17 protein-coding genes are annotated in these 15,528 nt (G+C 61.0%); 7 read left to right on the forward strand and 10 right to left on the reverse strand.

Annotated features, from left to right (window positions below; genetic code table 11):
- Positions 1 to 54: 54 nt before the first annotated feature.
- The 3 genes from J2W49_RS02620 to lexA form a co-directional block, all read right to left on the reverse strand.
- Positions 55 to 1,062 (reverse strand): D-2-hydroxyacid dehydrogenase family protein, encoded by a 1,008-nt coding sequence (locus J2W49_RS02620; protein ID WP_310311322.1) that lies wholly within the window; start codon positions 1,060 to 1,062, stop codon positions 55 to 57.
- Between the two features lie 116 nt (positions 1,063 to 1,178).
- Positions 1,179 to 1,541: a hypothetical protein gene (locus J2W49_RS02625; protein WP_310311325.1), complete on the reverse strand. Its 363-nt coding sequence runs from the start codon at positions 1,539 to 1,541 to the stop codon at positions 1,179 to 1,181.
- 131 nt (positions 1,542 to 1,672) lie between these two features.
- The gene (lexA, locus tag J2W49_RS02630; protein WP_310311327.1) at positions 1,673 to 2,359 is read right to left on the reverse strand and encodes a transcriptional repressor LexA; all 687 of its coding nucleotides are present in this window, start codon (positions 2,357 to 2,359) and stop codon (positions 1,673 to 1,675) included.
- A gap of 145 nt (positions 2,360 to 2,504) precedes the next feature.
- Between lexA and J2W49_RS02635 the strand changes: the two genes are divergently transcribed.
- The 3 genes from J2W49_RS02635 to J2W49_RS02645 all read left to right on the forward strand — a co-directional run bounded on the left by J2W49_RS02635 (position 2,505) and on the right by J2W49_RS02645 (position 4,466).
- A complete protein-coding gene (locus tag J2W49_RS02635) occupies positions 2,505 to 3,455 on the forward strand; it encodes an asparaginase (protein ID WP_310312140.1) in 951 nt (316 codons plus the stop codon).
- Positions 3,456 to 3,538: 83 nt separating this feature from the next.
- On the forward strand, positions 3,539 to 3,958 hold the full coding sequence (locus tag J2W49_RS02640; RefSeq protein WP_310311329.1) for a hypothetical protein: 420 nt from the start codon (positions 3,539 to 3,541) through the stop codon (positions 3,956 to 3,958).
- Positions 3,959 to 3,986: 28 nt separating this feature from the next.
- Positions 3,987 to 4,466, forward strand: a complete 480-nt coding sequence (locus J2W49_RS02645; RefSeq protein ID WP_310311331.1) for a DUF6152 family protein — start codon at positions 3,987 to 3,989, stop codon at positions 4,464 to 4,466.
- Between the two features lie 102 nt (positions 4,467 to 4,568).
- Here J2W49_RS02645 and adk read toward each other — a convergent pair whose 3' ends face one another.
- From adk to J2W49_RS02675, 6 genes are all read right to left on the reverse strand, one after another.
- Positions 4,569 to 5,225, reverse strand: a complete 657-nt coding sequence (gene adk / locus J2W49_RS02650) for an adenylate kinase (protein WP_310311333.1) — start codon at positions 5,223 to 5,225, stop codon at positions 4,569 to 4,571.
- A gap of 146 nt (positions 5,226 to 5,371) precedes the next feature.
- A complete protein-coding gene (gene kdsB / locus J2W49_RS02655; RefSeq protein WP_310311335.1) occupies positions 5,372 to 6,187 on the reverse strand; it encodes a 3-deoxy-manno-octulosonate cytidylyltransferase in 816 nt (271 codons plus the stop codon).
- On the reverse strand, positions 6,184 to 6,390 hold the full coding sequence (locus J2W49_RS02660; protein ID WP_310311337.1) for a Trm112 family protein: 207 nt from the start codon (positions 6,388 to 6,390) through the stop codon (positions 6,184 to 6,186). Before J2W49_RS02660 ends, kdsB begins: the two co-directional genes overlap by 4 nt.
- Before the next feature lie 38 nt (positions 6,391 to 6,428).
- Entirely contained in the window at positions 6,429 to 7,493 is a 1,065-nt protein-coding gene (gene lpxK / locus J2W49_RS02665; RefSeq protein ID WP_310311339.1) for a tetraacyldisaccharide 4'-kinase, read from the reverse strand.
- A gap of 15 nt (positions 7,494 to 7,508) precedes the next feature.
- Positions 7,509 to 7,952: an ExbD/TolR family protein gene (locus J2W49_RS02670; RefSeq protein ID WP_310311341.1), complete on the reverse strand. Its 444-nt coding sequence runs from the start codon at positions 7,950 to 7,952 to the stop codon at positions 7,509 to 7,511.
- Positions 7,949 to 8,590: a MotA/TolQ/ExbB proton channel family protein gene (locus tag J2W49_RS02675; protein WP_310311343.1), complete on the reverse strand. Its 642-nt coding sequence runs from the start codon at positions 8,588 to 8,590 to the stop codon at positions 7,949 to 7,951. Before J2W49_RS02675 ends, J2W49_RS02670 begins: the two co-directional genes overlap by 4 nt.
- Positions 8,591 to 8,958: 368 nt before the next feature.
- Here J2W49_RS02675 and xseA point away from each other — a divergent pair, with 368 nt between their 5' ends.
- The 3 genes from xseA (at position 8,959) to J2W49_RS02690 (ending at position 13,489) form a co-directional block, all read left to right on the forward strand.
- Entirely contained in the window at positions 8,959 to 10,254 is a 1,296-nt protein-coding gene (gene xseA, locus J2W49_RS02680; protein WP_310311345.1) for an exodeoxyribonuclease VII large subunit, read from the forward strand.
- 163 nt (positions 10,255 to 10,417) lie between these two features.
- The gene (locus J2W49_RS02685; protein WP_310311347.1) at positions 10,418 to 10,999 is read left to right on the forward strand and encodes a superoxide dismutase; all 582 of its coding nucleotides are present in this window, start codon (positions 10,418 to 10,420) and stop codon (positions 10,997 to 10,999) included.
- A 252-nt stretch (positions 11,000 to 11,251) separates the two neighbouring features.
- On the forward strand, positions 11,252 to 13,489 hold the full coding sequence (locus J2W49_RS02690) for an NADP-dependent isocitrate dehydrogenase (protein ID WP_310311350.1): 2,238 nt from the start codon (positions 11,252 to 11,254) through the stop codon (positions 13,487 to 13,489).
- Between the two features lie 19 nt (positions 13,490 to 13,508).
- On the opposite strand, the gene J2W49_RS02695 is transcribed toward J2W49_RS02690, so the two are convergent.
- Entirely contained in the window at positions 13,509 to 13,952 is a 444-nt protein-coding gene (locus J2W49_RS02695; RefSeq protein ID WP_310312143.1) for a DUF192 domain-containing protein, read from the reverse strand.
- Positions 13,953 to 14,139: 187 nt separating this feature from the next.
- On the opposite strand from J2W49_RS02695, the gene icd reads away from it, so the two are divergent.
- Positions 14,140 to 15,393, forward strand: a complete 1,254-nt coding sequence (icd, locus tag J2W49_RS02700) for an NADP-dependent isocitrate dehydrogenase (protein ID WP_310311351.1) — start codon at positions 14,140 to 14,142, stop codon at positions 15,391 to 15,393.
- Positions 15,394 to 15,528 lie beyond the last annotated feature (135 nt).

A 15,528-nucleotide genomic window follows, 5' to 3' on the forward strand; every position in this document is an offset into this window, starting at 1 on the left:
TTCCTGAAAATTGCCGGATGCGCTCAGGCGTCGATGTCTGCGAACAGGACCCGCTCAGCGCCTGACTTGGAGGGCGCCCGGATTCACGATATTGGTGGGTGTGCCCTTGATGAAGTTCACCACATTGTCAAAGGCAGCAGAGAAGTAGGATTCGTAGCTGTCCTGCTCAACATAGCCAATATGGGGTGTGCAGATACAGTTTTCCAGTCTGAGCAAGGCATGACCCTGAAGAATGGGTTCAGATTCGAACACGTCCACCGCAGCCATGCCCGGCCGGCCTCGGTTCAGTCCTGCCAGCAGTGCTTCAGGTTCGATCAGTTCGGCGCGAGAGGTGTTCACGAGCAACGAGGTGGGCTTCATTCGCCCCAGATCTTCCAGCGTGATGCAGCCAGCGCTGGTTTCACTCAGGCGAAGGTGGATGGAGAGCACATCGGCCGACTCAAAAAGGCTTTCCTTGCTGGTCGCCACATCGAACCCATCGGCAGCCGCGCGAGCACGTGACTCTTCGCTGCCCCAGATGATCACGTGCATACCGAATGCCCTGCCGTAGCCCGCCACGAGTTGGCCGATTTTTCCGTAGCTCCACACGCCCAGTGTCTTGCCACGCAACACCATGCCAAGACCAAAGTTGACAGGCATCGCCGAAGATTTCAGCCCGGACTGCTGCCAGGCGCCATGCTTCAGGTTGGACACATACTGGGGGATGCGACGCATGGACGTCATGATCAGCGCCCAGGTGAGTTCTGCGGTTGAGAACGGTGCGCCAACGCCTTCGGCAACCGCAATGCCCCGTTCCGTACAGGCACTCACATCCAGATGGACCCCCACGCGACCCGTCTGGGCAATCAGCTTGAGACGGGGCAGCTTTTCGACCAGTTGGCGCGTGATGTGGGTGCGCTCTCGAATCAGCACCAGCACATCGGCATCCCTCAGTCGGACTGAAAGCTGGCCCACGCCCTTGACGGTGTTGGTGAAGACCTTGGCCGGATAAGGCTCCAGCTTTTCTGCGCAGCGCAGTTTGCGCACAGCATCTTGGTAGTCGTCAAGGATCACGATATTCATGCCGCTATTGTGCCCGCATGAATTTCAAGAACCCCAACAGGCTGGTGCGTTGCCGGCCGCGGCGTGTTTCGATTTGTGACCACAGGCGCGCGCCCGAGAGCCGCGCACGCCAGCCATCACATTTGCCGCATCAGCGAAGATTGTTCCTGCGCGGCCATGCGGTCCAGTTCCGCACACACATCGCCAATTCGGCCAGAGATCACCATACGCATGTCACGCCGGCCACCCACGCCCACACTGGCGGATCGCAGCACACGCACACCGCAGGCTTGAGGCACCGCAGTCGCCACAACCGCAACTGGTGTGGCGTGCTCCCGAGGCACCGAGGCCAGGTTCAGCCAACCCGCCCGGGCGAACAATTGAAGTGCGCGACTGGGTTTGCGCGGCACGGCTGATGGCGCCGCAGATCGCAGCGGCAGCAGGTTGTCGATCAGACGCAGCGGCGCGCGCCAGGTGTTGGATTTGAAGCGGATTCCCATGCGAAACTCCTTGAAGGGGTTGAACACAGGCAGGATTGCAAAAGAGGACGCCAACGCAGGGATGTGTCTGAGGGCTCCACGCACCACAGACCAACCGCCCGCCACCTGCTGAGGCGACACCAGCCCAGTCGTCAGAGCTGGAAACTGTTGCGGATCAGGCCCACCGCAAGGCCTTCAATTTCAAAAGGCTCGCCCGGTTCAACCACGATGGTTTTGTAGTCCGGGTTTTCGGCATGCAGTTCAATCGAATTCTGGCGCCGCATGAAGCGCTTGACGGTGACGTCGTCTCCCAGGCGCGCAACGACAATCTGCCCGTTTTTGGCTTCTTTGCTGGCCTGGACCGCGAGCAGGTCACCGTCCATGATGCCGATGTCTCGCATGGACATGCCCCTGACCCTGAGCAGGTAGTCGGGCGTGCGCTGGAACAGGCTGCGCTCCACCTGGTACGTCTGGTCCACGTGCTCTTGAGCAAGAATAGGTGAGCCCGCCGCCACGCGACCAATCAGAGGCAACATCAGTTGCGTCAGGCTGGGCAGGGGCAGTGTAAGCTGTCGCCCGCGTGACGCATTGATGGACTGAAGGTCTTCACTGCGCAAGCGAATGCCGCGGGACGTTCCGCTGACCAGTTCGATCACGCCTTTGCGCGCAAGGGCCTGCAGGTGTTCTTCGGCCGCGTTTGCCGACTTGAAACCCAGTTCGTGGGCGATTTCAGCCCGTGTTGGCGGCGCGCCTGTTCGCGCAATGGCAGACTGGATGAGTTCCAGGATCTGCTGCTGGCGCGCGGTCAATTTGGGCGGGAATGGCTGTGACTCGATCATGGCGTTCTCAAGTGGCGGGCTGTATGCGAGTGGTTGGATGGCGGAATACTGTTTCTCCATCCAGTAACTGTATTTTTCATCAGTTTTTGGGATTTGGCAAGTGACCGAAGCAGATTTGTTGTCGAAGGCTGACGGGTGTGTGGTTGTGTTGGGCACCGGCGGCACCATCGCGGGCAGGGCTTCCAGCCCTGATGATCTGAGTGGCTACGTGGCCGGTCAGGTCGGTGTGGCCGATCTGGTGCGGGACATCCCTGCGTTGGCCGGCGGTGCGGTCGAGGTGGAGCAGGTCGCGCAGATTGACAGCAAGGACATGGATCTCGGTGTGTGGCAGGCGCTGGTCGAACGGATCGCTCATCATCTTGCGCGCCCTGATGTGGTGGGCGTGGTGGTCACCCACGGCACCGACACCATCGAAGAGACCGCCTACCTGCTTCAGTCCGTGCTCAAGCCCCGCAAGCCAGTGGTATTGACGTGCGCCATGCGCCCGGCCACCGCGCTGGCGCCCGATGGACCGCAGAATTTGAACGATGCCGTGTTGCTGGCGCGGTGTGCCGGCGCGCAGGGCGTGGTGGTGGTGTGTGCGGCCAGGGTGCACGGCGCACTCGACATCGCCAAGACCCATACCTATCAGGTGGACGCGTTCGATTCTGGGGACGCCGGGCCGGTCGGGACCGTCGAACATGGGCAGGTCCGGTTGTTCCGACCCTGGCCTGGGGCTGGCGATACCGGAGAAGGGATGGTCGATGAAACGACTGTGAAGCGTTTCCTGAAGGCGACCCGTCTTCCCCGGGTCGAAATTGTCTTGAGCCACGCGGCTGCGGATGGTTTGATGGTGCGCTGCCTGCTGGAACATGGTCTCAACAGTTCGCCGGCTCCTCTTCAGGGCCTCGTCGTGGCAGGGACCGGCAATGGCACCGTACATCGCTCGCTCCTGTCGGTGCTGGAAGACGCCATGACCGCCGGGGTGCGCGTGGTCAGAAGCACGCGCTGCGCCCGGGGCCAAGTCTCTGCCGACAAGACCGGTATCCCGGATTCGGATGGACTCAGTCCGCTCAAGGCTCGTTTGGCCCTGATGCTGGATCTGTTGAAAGGCTAGGATGAAACAGCCCCCACGCGCACTTCTTTCGCTGACCCCCGAGGGGGTGCGTCAGTGCCTTCGGGCGGCCGCGCGTCACTGACATGTTTGCCGCGCTGGGTGCCCACCCCTGGGCCTATCCCATGCTGGAGGTCGCTCATATTCTGGGCATTGCGTTGATTCTGGGCAATCTCGTCTTGTTGGAGATGAGGGTCTTTGGATGGGCCACAGATCTGCCGATGGACAGCCTTGCACGTCTGAGTCTGGCGCTCGTGGGCATCGGCTTTTCGGTCGCCGCAGCATCGGGTTTACTGATGTTTGCCACCCAGGCAGAGGAACTGTTGGCCAACAGGGCATTCACAGCCAAGATGCTGCTGCTGATCCTGGCCGCATGCAACGCGGCTTGGTTCCATGGGCGACGATCACTGCAGCGGCTGGACGGCGGGGCGAAAGTCCTGATGGTGGTGTCCACGGTGACCTGGCTGCTGGTCGTGACCTGTGGTCGATGGATCGCCTACGTGTAAGCCGATCGCAATTCTTCAGGAGAGACTGATGCAAAGACGGATATTTCTGCATGCGAGCGCCTTCGCCGGCCTTTCGGCTGCGGGCGGCGCGGCTTGGGCCCACCACGGCTGGAGCAGTTTTGACCAGAACCGCCCCATCTACCTGGAGGGAAAGGTGGTCGAGGTGAAATGGCGCAACCCGCACGCGGAACTGGTGCTGGAGGTGCCTGAATCCCTTGTCCTGCCGGCTGATCTTGCGCAGCGGCCTGTGCCTGCACAAAGCGCCAGCATCGATGGCGCTGCGCTGCTGGGCAAGGCGGTATTGCCAACACGACGGGATCGGCGCTGGGAAATCGAACTGGCACCGCTGTTTCGGATCAATCAGTGGAAAATGCCCGAAGTGACCGTGGGCACCGAACTGTCCGTGGTCGGCTTCACTTTCAACGGCGAAGCAGGTGCCGCACTGGTGCGTGCGGAGTACGTCTTTTACGGCGGCAAAGCGTACGGCCTGCGGTCCAGTCCGGTGTGAATCCAGGGCAATCCGTTCTTGCATTCCGATTGGATGGCGCAGGTTGGTAGCCACAAAAAAACCCGGCGTTGCCGGGTTTTGTCACCGAAGGGCAGGCTCGATTCAGTGGCCAAGCGCCTCGAAAACCCGTGCGGTGATTTCTTCGACACTTCCCATGCCGCTGATGGCACGGTACTTGGGTGCTGAAGCTGCGTCCTCCTTGGCCCAGCTGCTGTAATACGCCACCAAGGGCCGGGTCTGGGCGCTGTAGACCTCCAGGCGTTTTTTCACGGTTTCTTCCTTGTCGTCATCACGCTGAATCAACGGCTCACCCGTGATGTCGTCCAGGCCTTCCACCTTGGGTGGGTTGAATGTGACGTGGTAGGTTCGCCCGGACGCAGGGTGTGACCGACGCCCGCTCATGCGGTTGATGATGGCCTCGAAGGGCACGTCGATTTCCAGCACGTAGTCGAGCTTGACGCCAGCGGCTTTCAGGGCGTCGGCCTGGGGGATGGTGCGTGGAAAGCCGTCGAACAGGAAGCCGTTGGCGCAATCGGCCTGGCTGATACGTTCCTTGACGAGATTGATGATGAGCTCATCGCTGACCAGACCGCCCGATTCCATCACGGACTTGGCCTGGACGCCCAGCGGTGTTCCAGCCTTGACCGCGGCGCGGAGCATGTCGCCCGTAGAGATCTGGGGGATACCGTACTTCTGGCAAATGAACGTGGCTTGCGTTCCCTTTCCGGCGCCGGGGGCACCCAACAGAATCAGTCTCATCGCTTTCCTTTATCTGAGTTTCAATGAATCGGCACGCAGTCTCGTGCGAGCCTGCCCGGCAGGCAGGGGCCCCGGGGCAACCGATCGAGGATAGCATGTGCTCGCCCGCCGCTGGCTTACAGCGGCAGACCTGTCGATTCACCCACTCAAGGGGGGGGAGGCGCATGGCGCAGCAGTTCGCGCACCCGCGCCAGGTCCTCTGGCGTGTCCACCCCAGGGCCAGGGGCCTGTTCACAGACATGCACCGCAATGCGATGCCCGTGCCACAGCACACGCAGTTGTTCCAGCGCCTCGACATGCTCCAGGCCGGCAGGTTCCAGATTCGGGAATGTACGAAGGAACGCCGAGCGGTAACCGTAGATGCCGACGTGGCGAAGAGGGGCTGGTTCGGCAAGCCCCTTCAATGCGTCTGGCGGCGGGGTGCCGTCTGGTCCTTCGCTGCTTCGCCACCAGGGGATGGGCGCTCGGCTGAAGTAGAGCGCGGTCCCTGAACGGTCGAGAACCACCTTGACCACATTGGGATTGAGAAATTGATCGAGGTTGTCTATGGCATGTGCGGCCGTGCTCATGACGCAGTCCGGCCGCCGGGTGAGTTCGTGTGCGACCGCGTTGATCAGATCCGGGTCCATCATCGGTTCGTCGCCTTGAACGTTCACGATCAGCGCGTCGTCCGGCAGCTCCAGCAGCTCGCAAGCCTCTGCCAGCCGGTCGCTGCCTGACAGGTGATCGGCCTTTGTGAACAAGGCCTCCACTCCGTGAGTCTGGCAGGCTAAAACAATGCGCGCGTCATCGGCCGCCACCACGCAGCGACGGGCACGACTGCGCATGGCCTGGTGCGCGACGCGCACGATCATGGGCAATCCTGCGATGTCCGCCAGCGGCTTCCCCGGAAGCCGGCTGGACGCCATTCTCGCGGGTATCAGAACGGTGAAGTCGCCGGTATCGTCGGCTTGCGCGTTCATGGCAGCGGTGTCGGCGGGCGCGGCCTTGCTGCCTCTTCTTCGCTGATCGGGCGGGCAATGTGTTCGAGCAGGACCGGAATGCCATCCCGAATCGGATACGCCAGACGGGCGCTGCGGGAAATCAGTTCCTGCTTTTCCCGGTCATAGATCAACGGCCCCTTGGTGACGGGGCAGACCAGCAATTCAAGCAGTTTGGTGTCCATGGGGCAATGATAGCTTCGGTGCGCTGGACTGAGAGGGCTCAGTTCTTTGTCGTCAGGGAGGTAAGTCGGTGTTCGATGGCCTCGAAGAAGGCAGGTTCAATGTCGACTTTCAAAGGGACAGACCACATGGCCGAACCAGGCGGGGCGGCATTCTGGAACAGTTTGACCGCATCTTTCTCAGTACAGATCAATGTCGGGGGTCTGGCGGCCAGCAGCGCCGCATAGGCTGCTGGCTCTGCATGGTCGGGCAGGGTCACTGCGTTTTGCAACGTGAGCCCACGTGCCCGCAACATGTCAAAAAAGGCGGTAGGTCGTGCAATGCCGGCCACCGCAGTCAGGGGAATGCCTTGCAGCGCCTGCATCGCCAATCGCTCTCCCCGAGGGCCCACCACCTCGTCTGAAAGGCGCCGTGTGGCATTGAAATCGGGTACACCGTCCGGCAATGTCACGGCCGTCGGTGGTCGGTCGTCGCGATGCTGGTGAAGCACGAAATCAGGGCTGCCCAATGCGCCGTGGAGTGGAGGCCATCGGTCACGCAGCAGACCTGCCGGCAACAGCCAGCCGTTGCCCGTGCCGCGGTCGTCAAACACCACGATGGAAATATCGCGCGCCAGGGCCAGGTGCTGAAGCCCATCGTCACAGATCAGGACATTCGTTTGGGGATACGCATCCAGCAGCGCGCGGGCGGCGTCCGCGCGGCGGGTGGCCACAAACACTGGCGCACCCGTGCTTCGGTGGATCAGGGCGGGTTCGTCACCACTGAGGGCGGGTGGCGTGTCTGCCTCAACCTGCGTGGGTCTGCCGTGCGTGCCGCCGTGACCGCGAGACACCACGCCCGGGTGCCAGCCCCTGGCTTGCAGATGCTGCACCAGCGCGATCACGGTGGGCGTTTTGCCTGCACCTCCAACCACAACGTTGCCCACCACGATCACCGGCACCGGTAGTCGGTGGGTGGTGAGCCAGCCCGCCGCGTAGAGCCTGCGGCGCAGTGCCATCAAGGCACCGTATACGATTGAAACCGGCCACAGTGCCCGCGCCGGAAGGCCTCTTCGTTGTGCGAGCGCCTGCCAGCGGGCTTCTCTGCGGGCCTGTGTGGCGCTCAAAGGGGAAGGGCCTTGTCAGGGGCGGGCACCTTTGGCCGACCCGCTGCTCGACTGCTGAGTGGCAAAAGTGATTTGAACAAGTTGGGCTCGACGCGCGGCGTCCATGACATTGATGACCGATTGGTGTGTGGCAGCTGCATCGGCGCTGATGACGACCACCACCACTTCGCCGTTGTCTGGCTTGGCTGCAGCCAGTGCGCGGGTCAGCGCTTCGACGCCGGTCTCCGTGAGCACTTGCCGATCGATGGCGTAGCGGCCATCGCTGCTGATGGAGACCACCACTTCCCTGGGCTTGTCCCGGGGCGCTTGGGCATCGGCGGTGGGAAGGTTGACCTGCAGTTCGGTGAACTTGCTGTAGGTGGTGGTGAGCATCAGGAAGATCAGCACCACCAGAAGGATGTCGATGAACGGGATCAGGTTGATCTCAGGTTCATCCCGGTTGGTGGACTGGAACTTCATCTCCGCACCCTGAGCAAGTGGCGTACGAAGCGCTCGGCTGACACTTCCATGACAAGCAGGTAAGCATCCACCCGCGCCCGGAAATAGCGCCAGAAGATCAGCGCCGGTATGGCCACCATCAACCCGAAGGCGGTGTTGTACAAGGCGATGGAAATCCCATGGGCCAGTTGGGTGGGATCGCCACCGCCGGGTGAAGTGCCCATGCCGCCCGCGCCACCCTGAGAGGCGAAGATCTCGATCATTCCGATCACCGTGCCCAGCAGACCGAGCAAGGGTGCCGCCGAAGCGATGGTGGCCAGAGCGCCCAGATAGCGCTGCAGCTTGGCCGCGGCTTGACGACCAGCGCCCTCAAGACTCGAGCGCAGATCGCTTTCGCTGACCTTGGGATTGCTGTTGAGTGTGCGAAACCCGCTGGCAAGCACCTCGCCCAGCACCGAGTTCTGCTCCAGTTGGGCCACCACGTCGGGGCCGGGAATGCTGGCGTTGGAAACCATGATCGCTTCGTCCAGCAGTTTGGGCGGGACGATCCGATCGGTTTTCAGGCTGATGAAGCGCTCGATGATGAGGGCCAGACCCAGGATGGAACAGGCGATCAGGGGCCAGATGGGCCAGCCAGCGGCTTGTATGATGGAAAACAAAACAGGGCTCCAGGCGGTCGCCGCCGCAACAGGCGGACTGATTTCAATCGATGGGATTATGGCGTACGAGCAAGGCCCGCCTCATTTGGCTTTTCCCTATGTGGTTGCATTCCGAGAGCGCTTCCATGGGTGCTCGTTTGGCCTCTGCCGGGATGCCAGGTGGCCTGTGGATAACTTTGTGAAGAACCTGGCATGGCTGGAAGGCGTACCAGTGCCGCCAATGCCAAGCGGGTCCTGAATACCCGGTGAGACCACACAAAACACTTTGAAATCAATGACTTGTTCCCATCATCACCCTATGGTGGCATGCCCCATGCCGCCCGCATGGAATATCGCGGCCTGTGGACACCTTTTGCCCTGGAGACCGCATGGCTGAAGCTTTTTTTTCCTCAACCGCCGAATCTGCGGGCCGGATATGGGCGGTTGGGCCTCTCATGCGAGCCATTGCGGACACCTTGTCGGCCCGGTTCAATCCTGTCGCGGTTCGCGGCGAGCTCTCCGGCTTTGCCCGAGCGGCCAGCGGACACTGTTATTTTTCGCTCAAGGACGACACGGGCCAAGTGCGTTGTGCCATGTTTCGGCGTGCAGCGGACCAACTGAGGTTCCAGCCCCGAGACGGACAGTTGGTGGAGGTGAGGGGCAAATTGGACGTGTACGGCCCCAGAGGTGACCTTCAACTGATCGTGGAAAGCCTGCAGCCTGTGGGGCAGGGCGCGCTGTTTGAGCAGTTTCTGTTGCTCAAGGCGCAGCTCGAATCAGAGGGCTTGTTCGACGCCGCCCGAAAAAAGCCTCTGCCGCTGCAGCCCAGGAGCATCGGTGTCGTGACATCGTTGGGTGCGGCCGCTTTGCGAGATGTTGTGACGGCACTTCGCCGGCGTGTGCCGCACCTGCCGGTGGTGATCTATCCTGCTGCCGTGCAGGGCAGTTCGGCGCCTGCCGAACTTTGTGCCGCACTTCAAAAAGCGTTCCAGCGCTTCCACGACCATGGCGAAAGCGACGTGGTGCTGCTGGTGCGCGGCGGCGGGTCGCTGGAAGACCTGTGGTCGTTCAACGATGCCGGTGTGGTGCGAACCATTGCGCAGGCGCCCATGCCTGTGGTCTGTGGCGTGGGCCATGAAACCGATTTCACGTTGGCTGACTTTGTGGCGGACCTGCGCGCGCCCACACCCACGGCCGCAGCAGAATTGTGTTCTCCGCCAAGGGAGCAGCGCCTGGGCGAACTGAGCTACCTGGGAGAGCGTTTGCGGGATGAAATGGTGAGTGGCCTGGATCGCCGTGCGCAGCGTATCGATTACATTGCCCAGCGCTTGGGACGGCCTTCATCCCGACTGCATGAAAGCGCTCAGCGACTGTCTTCGCTTCAGCACAGGATGCAAAGTGGTGTGAAGCATGCTGCCCAGCGCCATCGACTGCGCATCGAGGCCATGGAGGCCGCTCTTCCCCGGGCGGTGGAGCGGGCCATGGAGCTGCAACGCCGACGCTTGCAGACCTGTGAAACATCACTGGGAATGCTCGATCCGCATCTGGTGCTGGAGCGCGGATATGCCTACCTGAGTGATGCGCAAGGTGTGGCCATCACACGTGTGGACCAGAGTCATGCAGGTCAATCGGTGGTGGCCACCCTGGCGGACGGGCAAATCGGTTTGACGGTGAATGCAACGTAGAGACGTGTTTACGGGTCCCATGACGGCCGTGATCACGAGCTAAGACCCTGTTGCGGTTGCTTGCATCGGGGTTTCCTACAATGGCGTTCGCAGACGATGGTACGGCTTTTCAGGTGGACCATCGTTCGTTGTCTTCAAAACTTCAATCACACGAGGAAATCACATGGAACATACCCTGCCCGCATTGCCCTATGGCCTGGACGATCTGGCCCCCCACTACAGCCGCGAGACGCTTGAGTACCACCATGGCAAGCACCACAACGCCTACGTGGTGAACTTGAACAACCTGCAAAAAGGAACCGAGTTCGAAAACCTCGATCTGGAGTCGATCATCAAGAAGGCCAGCGGTGGTGTGTTCAACAACGCTGCGCAGATCTGGAACCACACCTTCTTCTGGAACTGCATGAAGCCCAATGGCGGGGGTGAGCCATCTGGTGCGCTGGCGACGGCCATCAATGCCAAGTGGGGCAGCTACGCCGCCTTCAAGGAAGCTTTTGTGAAGAGTGCCGTCGGCAATTTCGGCTCAGGCTGGACCTGGCTGGTCAAGAAGCCTGACGGTACGGTCGACATTGTGAACACAGGTGCTGCAGGCACGCCCCTCACCACCGACGACAAGGCGCTGCTGACAGTGGACGTCTGGGAACACGCCTATTACATCGACTACCGCAACGCGCGTCCGAAGTTTGTCGAGACCTTCCTCGACAAGTTGGTGAACTGGTCGTTCGCTGAAAAGAACTTCGGCTAAACGGGCCGTTCGCCGCGCCACTGAAGCCCGGGGGTTAGCCTTCCGGGCTTTTTTTCTTGCCGGTCTGGGGGCAAAGGTCCGTTCAACAAGGAAAAAAAGTTCGCGTCTTTCCATAATGCGGCATATGAGTTCAAAAAACGGCAAGGCGGTCAGAGCGCTGCGAGCAAAATCCCGAAGGATCCTTGGATTCGGCCGGACAGCCTCACGCTCCAGCGGAATTCAGACACCAAGAATGACACCCGGAGAAATCTCATGAGCAACACCCCATCCACCATCATCTACACGCTGACCGACGAGGCACCGCTGCTGGCCACCAGCGCCTTCCTCCCCGTTGTGCGTGCATTCACGGCGCCCGCCGGCGTGCATGTCGAAACCAGTGACATTTCGGTTGCCGCTCGCATTCTCGCGAACTTCCCCGAATACCTGTCTGAAGATCAGCGGGTGCCCGACAGCCTCGCCGAACTGGGCAAGCTCACGCTCAAGCCTGAAGCCAACATCATCAAGCTGCCCAACATCAGCGCGTCGGTGGGCCAGCTGGTGTCGGCCATCAAGGAACTGCAGGGCAAGGGCTACGCCTTGCCAGACTACCCTGAGAACCCGAAGAACGATGAAGAAAAGGCCATCAAGGCCCGCTACGGCAAATGCCTGGGTTCGGCCGTGAACCCCGTGCTTCGAGAAGGCAACTCCGACCGTCGCGCACCCCGCGCCGTCAAGGAATACGCGCGCAAGAACCCGCACAGCATGGCTGAGTGGAGCCAGGCCTCGCGCACACACGTTTCTCACATGCACCACGGTGACTTCTACCACGGCGAAAAGTCCATGACGCTGGACCGCGCCCGCAATGTGAAGATGGAGCTGATCACCAAATCTGGCAAGACCATGGTGCTCAAGGAAAAGGTCGCCTTGCTGGACCGGGAAGTGATCGACAGCATGTTCATGAGCAAGAAGGCCTTGCTCGCCTTCTACGAAAAAGAGATCGAGGACGCCCGCAAGACCGGCGTGATGTTCTCCCTGCACGTCAAGGCCACCATGATGAAGGTCTCGCACCCCATCGTGTTCGGCCACTGCGTCAAGATCTTCTACAAGGAAGCCTTCGAAAAACACGGCAAACTGTTCGAAGACCTGGGTGTCAACGTCAACAACGGCATGGTCGATCTGTATAACAAGATCGCCACCCTGCCGCAAAGCCAGCAGGACGAAATCAAGCGGGACCTGCACGCCTGCCATGAACACCGCCCCGAACTGGCCATGGTCGACTCGTCCAAGGGCATCACCAATTTCCACTCGCCCAACGATGTGATCGTTGACGCGTCCATGCCGGCCATGATTCGCAATGGCGGCAAGATGTGGGACGCCAACGGGCGCCTCAAGGATGTCAAGGCCGTGATGCCCGAGTCCACCTTTGCCCGTATCTACCAGGAGATGATCAACTTCTGCAAGTGGCACGGCGCTTTCGATCCAAAGACCATGGGCACGGTGCCCAACGTGGGCCTGATGGCCCAGCAGGCCGAAGAGTACGGCTCGCACGACAAGACTTTCGAAATCACCGAAGACGGCGTGGCCAACATCACCGACCTGGAGACCGGCGAAGTGTTGATGAGCCAGGACGTGGAGGCAGGCGACATCTGGCGCATGTGCCAGGTCAAGGACGCCGCCATTCGTGACTGGGTCAAGCTGGCTGTCACCCGCGCCCGCAACTCGGGCATGCCGGTGGTGTTCTGGCTGGACGCCTACCGCCCTCACGAGGCGCAGCTGATCACCAAGGTCCGGATGTACCTGCACGAGCACGACACCACCGGGCTGGACATTCAGATCATGAGCCAGGTGCGCGCCATGCGCTACACGCTCGAGCGTGTCATCCGCGGCCTGGACACGATCAGCGCCACCGGCAACATCCTGCGTGATTACCTGACCGACCTGTTCCCCATCATGGAGCTGGGCACATCGGCCAAGATGCTGTCCGTCGTGCCGCTGATGGCCGGTGGCGGCATGTACGAAACCGGTGCGGGCGGCTCGGCGCCCAAGCATGTGCAGCAACTGGTGGAAGAGAATCACCTGCGCTGGGATTCGCTGGGCGAGTTCCTTGCCCTGGCGGTGTCACTCGAAGACCTGGGCCTCAAGAGTGGCAACAAGAAGGCGACCCTGCTGGCCAGAACGCTGGATTTGGCCACCGGAAAACTGCTGGACAACCGCAAGGGCCCGTCGCCCAAGACCGGTGAGCTGGACAACCGCGGCAGTCAGTTCTACCTGGCCATGTACTGGTCCGGAGAACTGGCGGCTCAGACTGAAGATGCCGAACTGGCTTCGCACTTTGCTCCCTTGGCCAAGTCACTGGCTGAGCAGGAGCATGCCATCGTGGCCGAACTGGCCGCCGTTCAGGGCAAGCCAGTCGATATCGGCGGCTATTTCAAGCCCGACTTCGACAAGCTGGCCCAGGTCATGCGGCCGAGTCAGGCCTTCAATGCCGCACTGGCTGCTGCGACCGCCTGAAGGTTGCTCACGGGGGAACTCAGCGGCTTGCGAAAGGTGAGCCGCTGAGCTTGAATCCCTTCTGGATGCCGCGCTTGGCAAACCAGCCCTGGTGCATCTCCAGCACGTAGCGCACCGGTTTGGCCGAGCAGTGCGAGTCGAGCGACCGCGGCTGCATGTCGGCCAGGTTGACCACTGTGCCGTCGTCCTGCACAAAGGCGGCGGTCAGTGGCAGCAGCGTGTTCTTCATCCAGAAACACTGCACGGCGGGTTGCTCGAACACGAACAGCATGCCTTCGTTGGTGGGCATGTCGACCCGGTGCATCAGGCCCACGGCCCGCTGCTGCGGCGTGGACGCCACCTGAGTCTGTATCAGGTGCATGCCGGCCTTGAGCGTGGTGCGCGGAAGGTCCAGTTGCGGGACATCCTGCGCCAGGGCGGGTGTCAGCAGGAGCATCAGCACACTGGCCAGCATGATTTTCATGGCGTTGGGGGACGTGGTTTTGCGCATGCAGGCATTGTCCCTCAAGGAAGAGGCGGGCCGGAAATCGGCGGCTGCGGCAGGGCAGGGTGATCTGCTGATAGGGACTAGAATTTGTCGGGTAGCCACCTGGGGCACCGTGCCGGGTGACTTTCTGTTATTCAACGCATTCCAACCGGAGACTCTCTACATGTACAAGCACATCAAAGTGCCCGCCGAAGGCCAGAAGATCACTGTCAATGCCGACATGTCGCTGAATGTGCCCGACGAGCCGATTGTTCCTTACATCGAAGGTGACGGCACCGGTCTCGACATCACACCGGTGATGCTCAAGGTTGTGGATGCTGCGGTTGCCAAGGCTTACGGCGGCAAGAAGAAGATCCACTGGATGGAGGTGTACGCAGGCGAAAAGTCGACCAAGGTCTATGGCCCCGACGTCTGGCTGCCTGAAGAGACGCTGGCGGCGCTGAAAGAGTATGTGGTGTCCATTAAGGGCCCGCTGACGACACCTGTGGGTGGCGGCATTCGATCGCTCAACGTCGCGCTGCGCCAGGAGCTCGACCTCTACGTTTGCCTGCGTCCCGTGCAGTATTTCAAAGGCGTGCCTTCCCCGCTGAAGGAGCCCGAGAAGACCAACATGGTGATCTTCCGTGAAAACTCCGAAGACATCTATGCCGGCATCGAGTACGAGGCGGAATCCGACAAGGCCAAGAAGCTGATCAAGTTTCTCATGGAGGAGATGGGCGTGACCAAGATCCGTTTCCCGAACACCTCGGGTATCGGCATCAAGCCTGTGTCCCGCGAAGGCACTGAGCGTCTGGTGCGCAAGGCGATCCAGTATGCCATTGACAACGACAAGCCCAACGTGACCATCGTGCACAAGGGCAACATCATGAAGTACACCGAGGGTGGCTTCCGCGACTGGGCTTACGCGCTGGCGCAAAAGGAATTTGGTGCTGAACTGATCGATGGTGGCCCATGGTGCAAGTTCAAGAACCCGAAGACAGGCAAGGAAATCATCGTCAAGGACAGCATTGCCGACGCCTTCCTGCAGCAGATTCTGCTGCGCCCTGCGGAGTATTCCGTGGTGGCCACGCTCAACCTGAACGGCGACTACATCTCTGACGCCCTCGCTGCACAGGTGGGAGGCATTGGTATTGCCCCTGGCGCGAACCTGTCAGACACCGTGGCCTGCTTCGAAGCCACCCATGGCACGGCACCCAAGTACGCTGGCAAGGACTACGTGAACCCTGGTTCCGAAATCCTTTCTGCAGAAATGATGCTGCGCCACATGGGCTGGACGGAAGCCGCGGACCTGATCATCAGCTCGATCGAGAAGTCCATCGCCAGCAAGAAGGTCACTTACGACTTTGCCCGCCTGATGGACGGTGCCACCCAGGTCAGCTGCTCTGGCTTCGGTCAGGTGATGATCGAAAACATGTGAGCGGCTGAGGTTTGCACTTCATCCGTTTGTCGGATGAAGTCCGGACAGTAGCGAATGCCACAAATAGCCGCCGAGAAGCACGGCTCCTCGGCGGTTTTGTTTTGGGCGGCCGCTGCACAATGGTGCATGCGTTGC

The organism is Hydrogenophaga palleronii (assembly GCF_031457455.1).
GTDB lineage: Bacteria > Pseudomonadota > Gammaproteobacteria > Burkholderiales > Burkholderiaceae_C > Hydrogenophaga > Hydrogenophaga palleronii_A.

Bases quoted from the DNA above. Each gene is read 5' to 3' on its own strand.
- J2W49_RS02640 (WP_310311329.1), top strand. From the start codon at position 3,539: ATGTTTGCCGCGCTGGGTGCCCACCCCTGGGCCTATCCCATGCTGGAG.
- xseA (WP_310311345.1), top strand. From the start codon at position 8,959: ATGGCTGAAGCTTTTTTTTCCTCAACCGCCGAATCTGCGGGCCGGATA.
- J2W49_RS02690 (WP_310311350.1), top strand. From the start codon at position 11,252: ATGAGCAACACCCCATCCACCATCATCTACACGCTGACCGACGAGGCA.
- lexA (WP_310311327.1), bottom strand. From the start codon at position 2,359: ATGATCGAGTCACAGCCATTCCCGCCCAAATTGACCGCGCGCCAGCAG.
- adk (WP_310311333.1), bottom strand. From the start codon at position 5,225: ATGAGACTGATTCTGTTGGGTGCCCCCGGCGCCGGAAAGGGAACGCAA.
- J2W49_RS02670 (WP_310311341.1), bottom strand. From the start codon at position 7,952: ATGAAGTTCCAGTCCACCAACCGGGATGAACCTGAGATCAACCTGATC.
- J2W49_RS02645 (WP_310311331.1), top strand. From the start codon at position 3,987: ATGCAAAGACGGATATTTCTGCATGCGAGCGCCTTCGCCGGCCTTTCG.
- kdsB (WP_310311335.1), bottom strand. From the start codon at position 6,187: ATGAACGCGCAAGCCGACGATACCGGCGACTTCACCGTTCTGATACCC.
- J2W49_RS02695 (WP_310312143.1), bottom strand. From the start codon at position 13,952: ATGAAAATCATGCTGGCCAGTGTGCTGATGCTCCTGCTGACACCCGCC.
- J2W49_RS02625 (WP_310311325.1), bottom strand. From the start codon at position 1,541: ATGGGAATCCGCTTCAAATCCAACACCTGGCGCGCGCCGCTGCGTCTG.
- J2W49_RS02660 (WP_310311337.1), bottom strand. From the start codon at position 6,390: ATGGACACCAAACTGCTTGAATTGCTGGTCTGCCCCGTCACCAAGGGG.
- J2W49_RS02620 (WP_310311322.1), bottom strand. From the start codon at position 1,062: ATGAATATCGTGATCCTTGACGACTACCAAGATGCTGTGCGCAAACTG.
- icd (WP_310311351.1), top strand. From the start codon at position 14,140: ATGTACAAGCACATCAAAGTGCCCGCCGAAGGCCAGAAGATCACTGTC.
- J2W49_RS02685 (WP_310311347.1), top strand. From the start codon at position 10,418: ATGGAACATACCCTGCCCGCATTGCCCTATGGCCTGGACGATCTGGCC.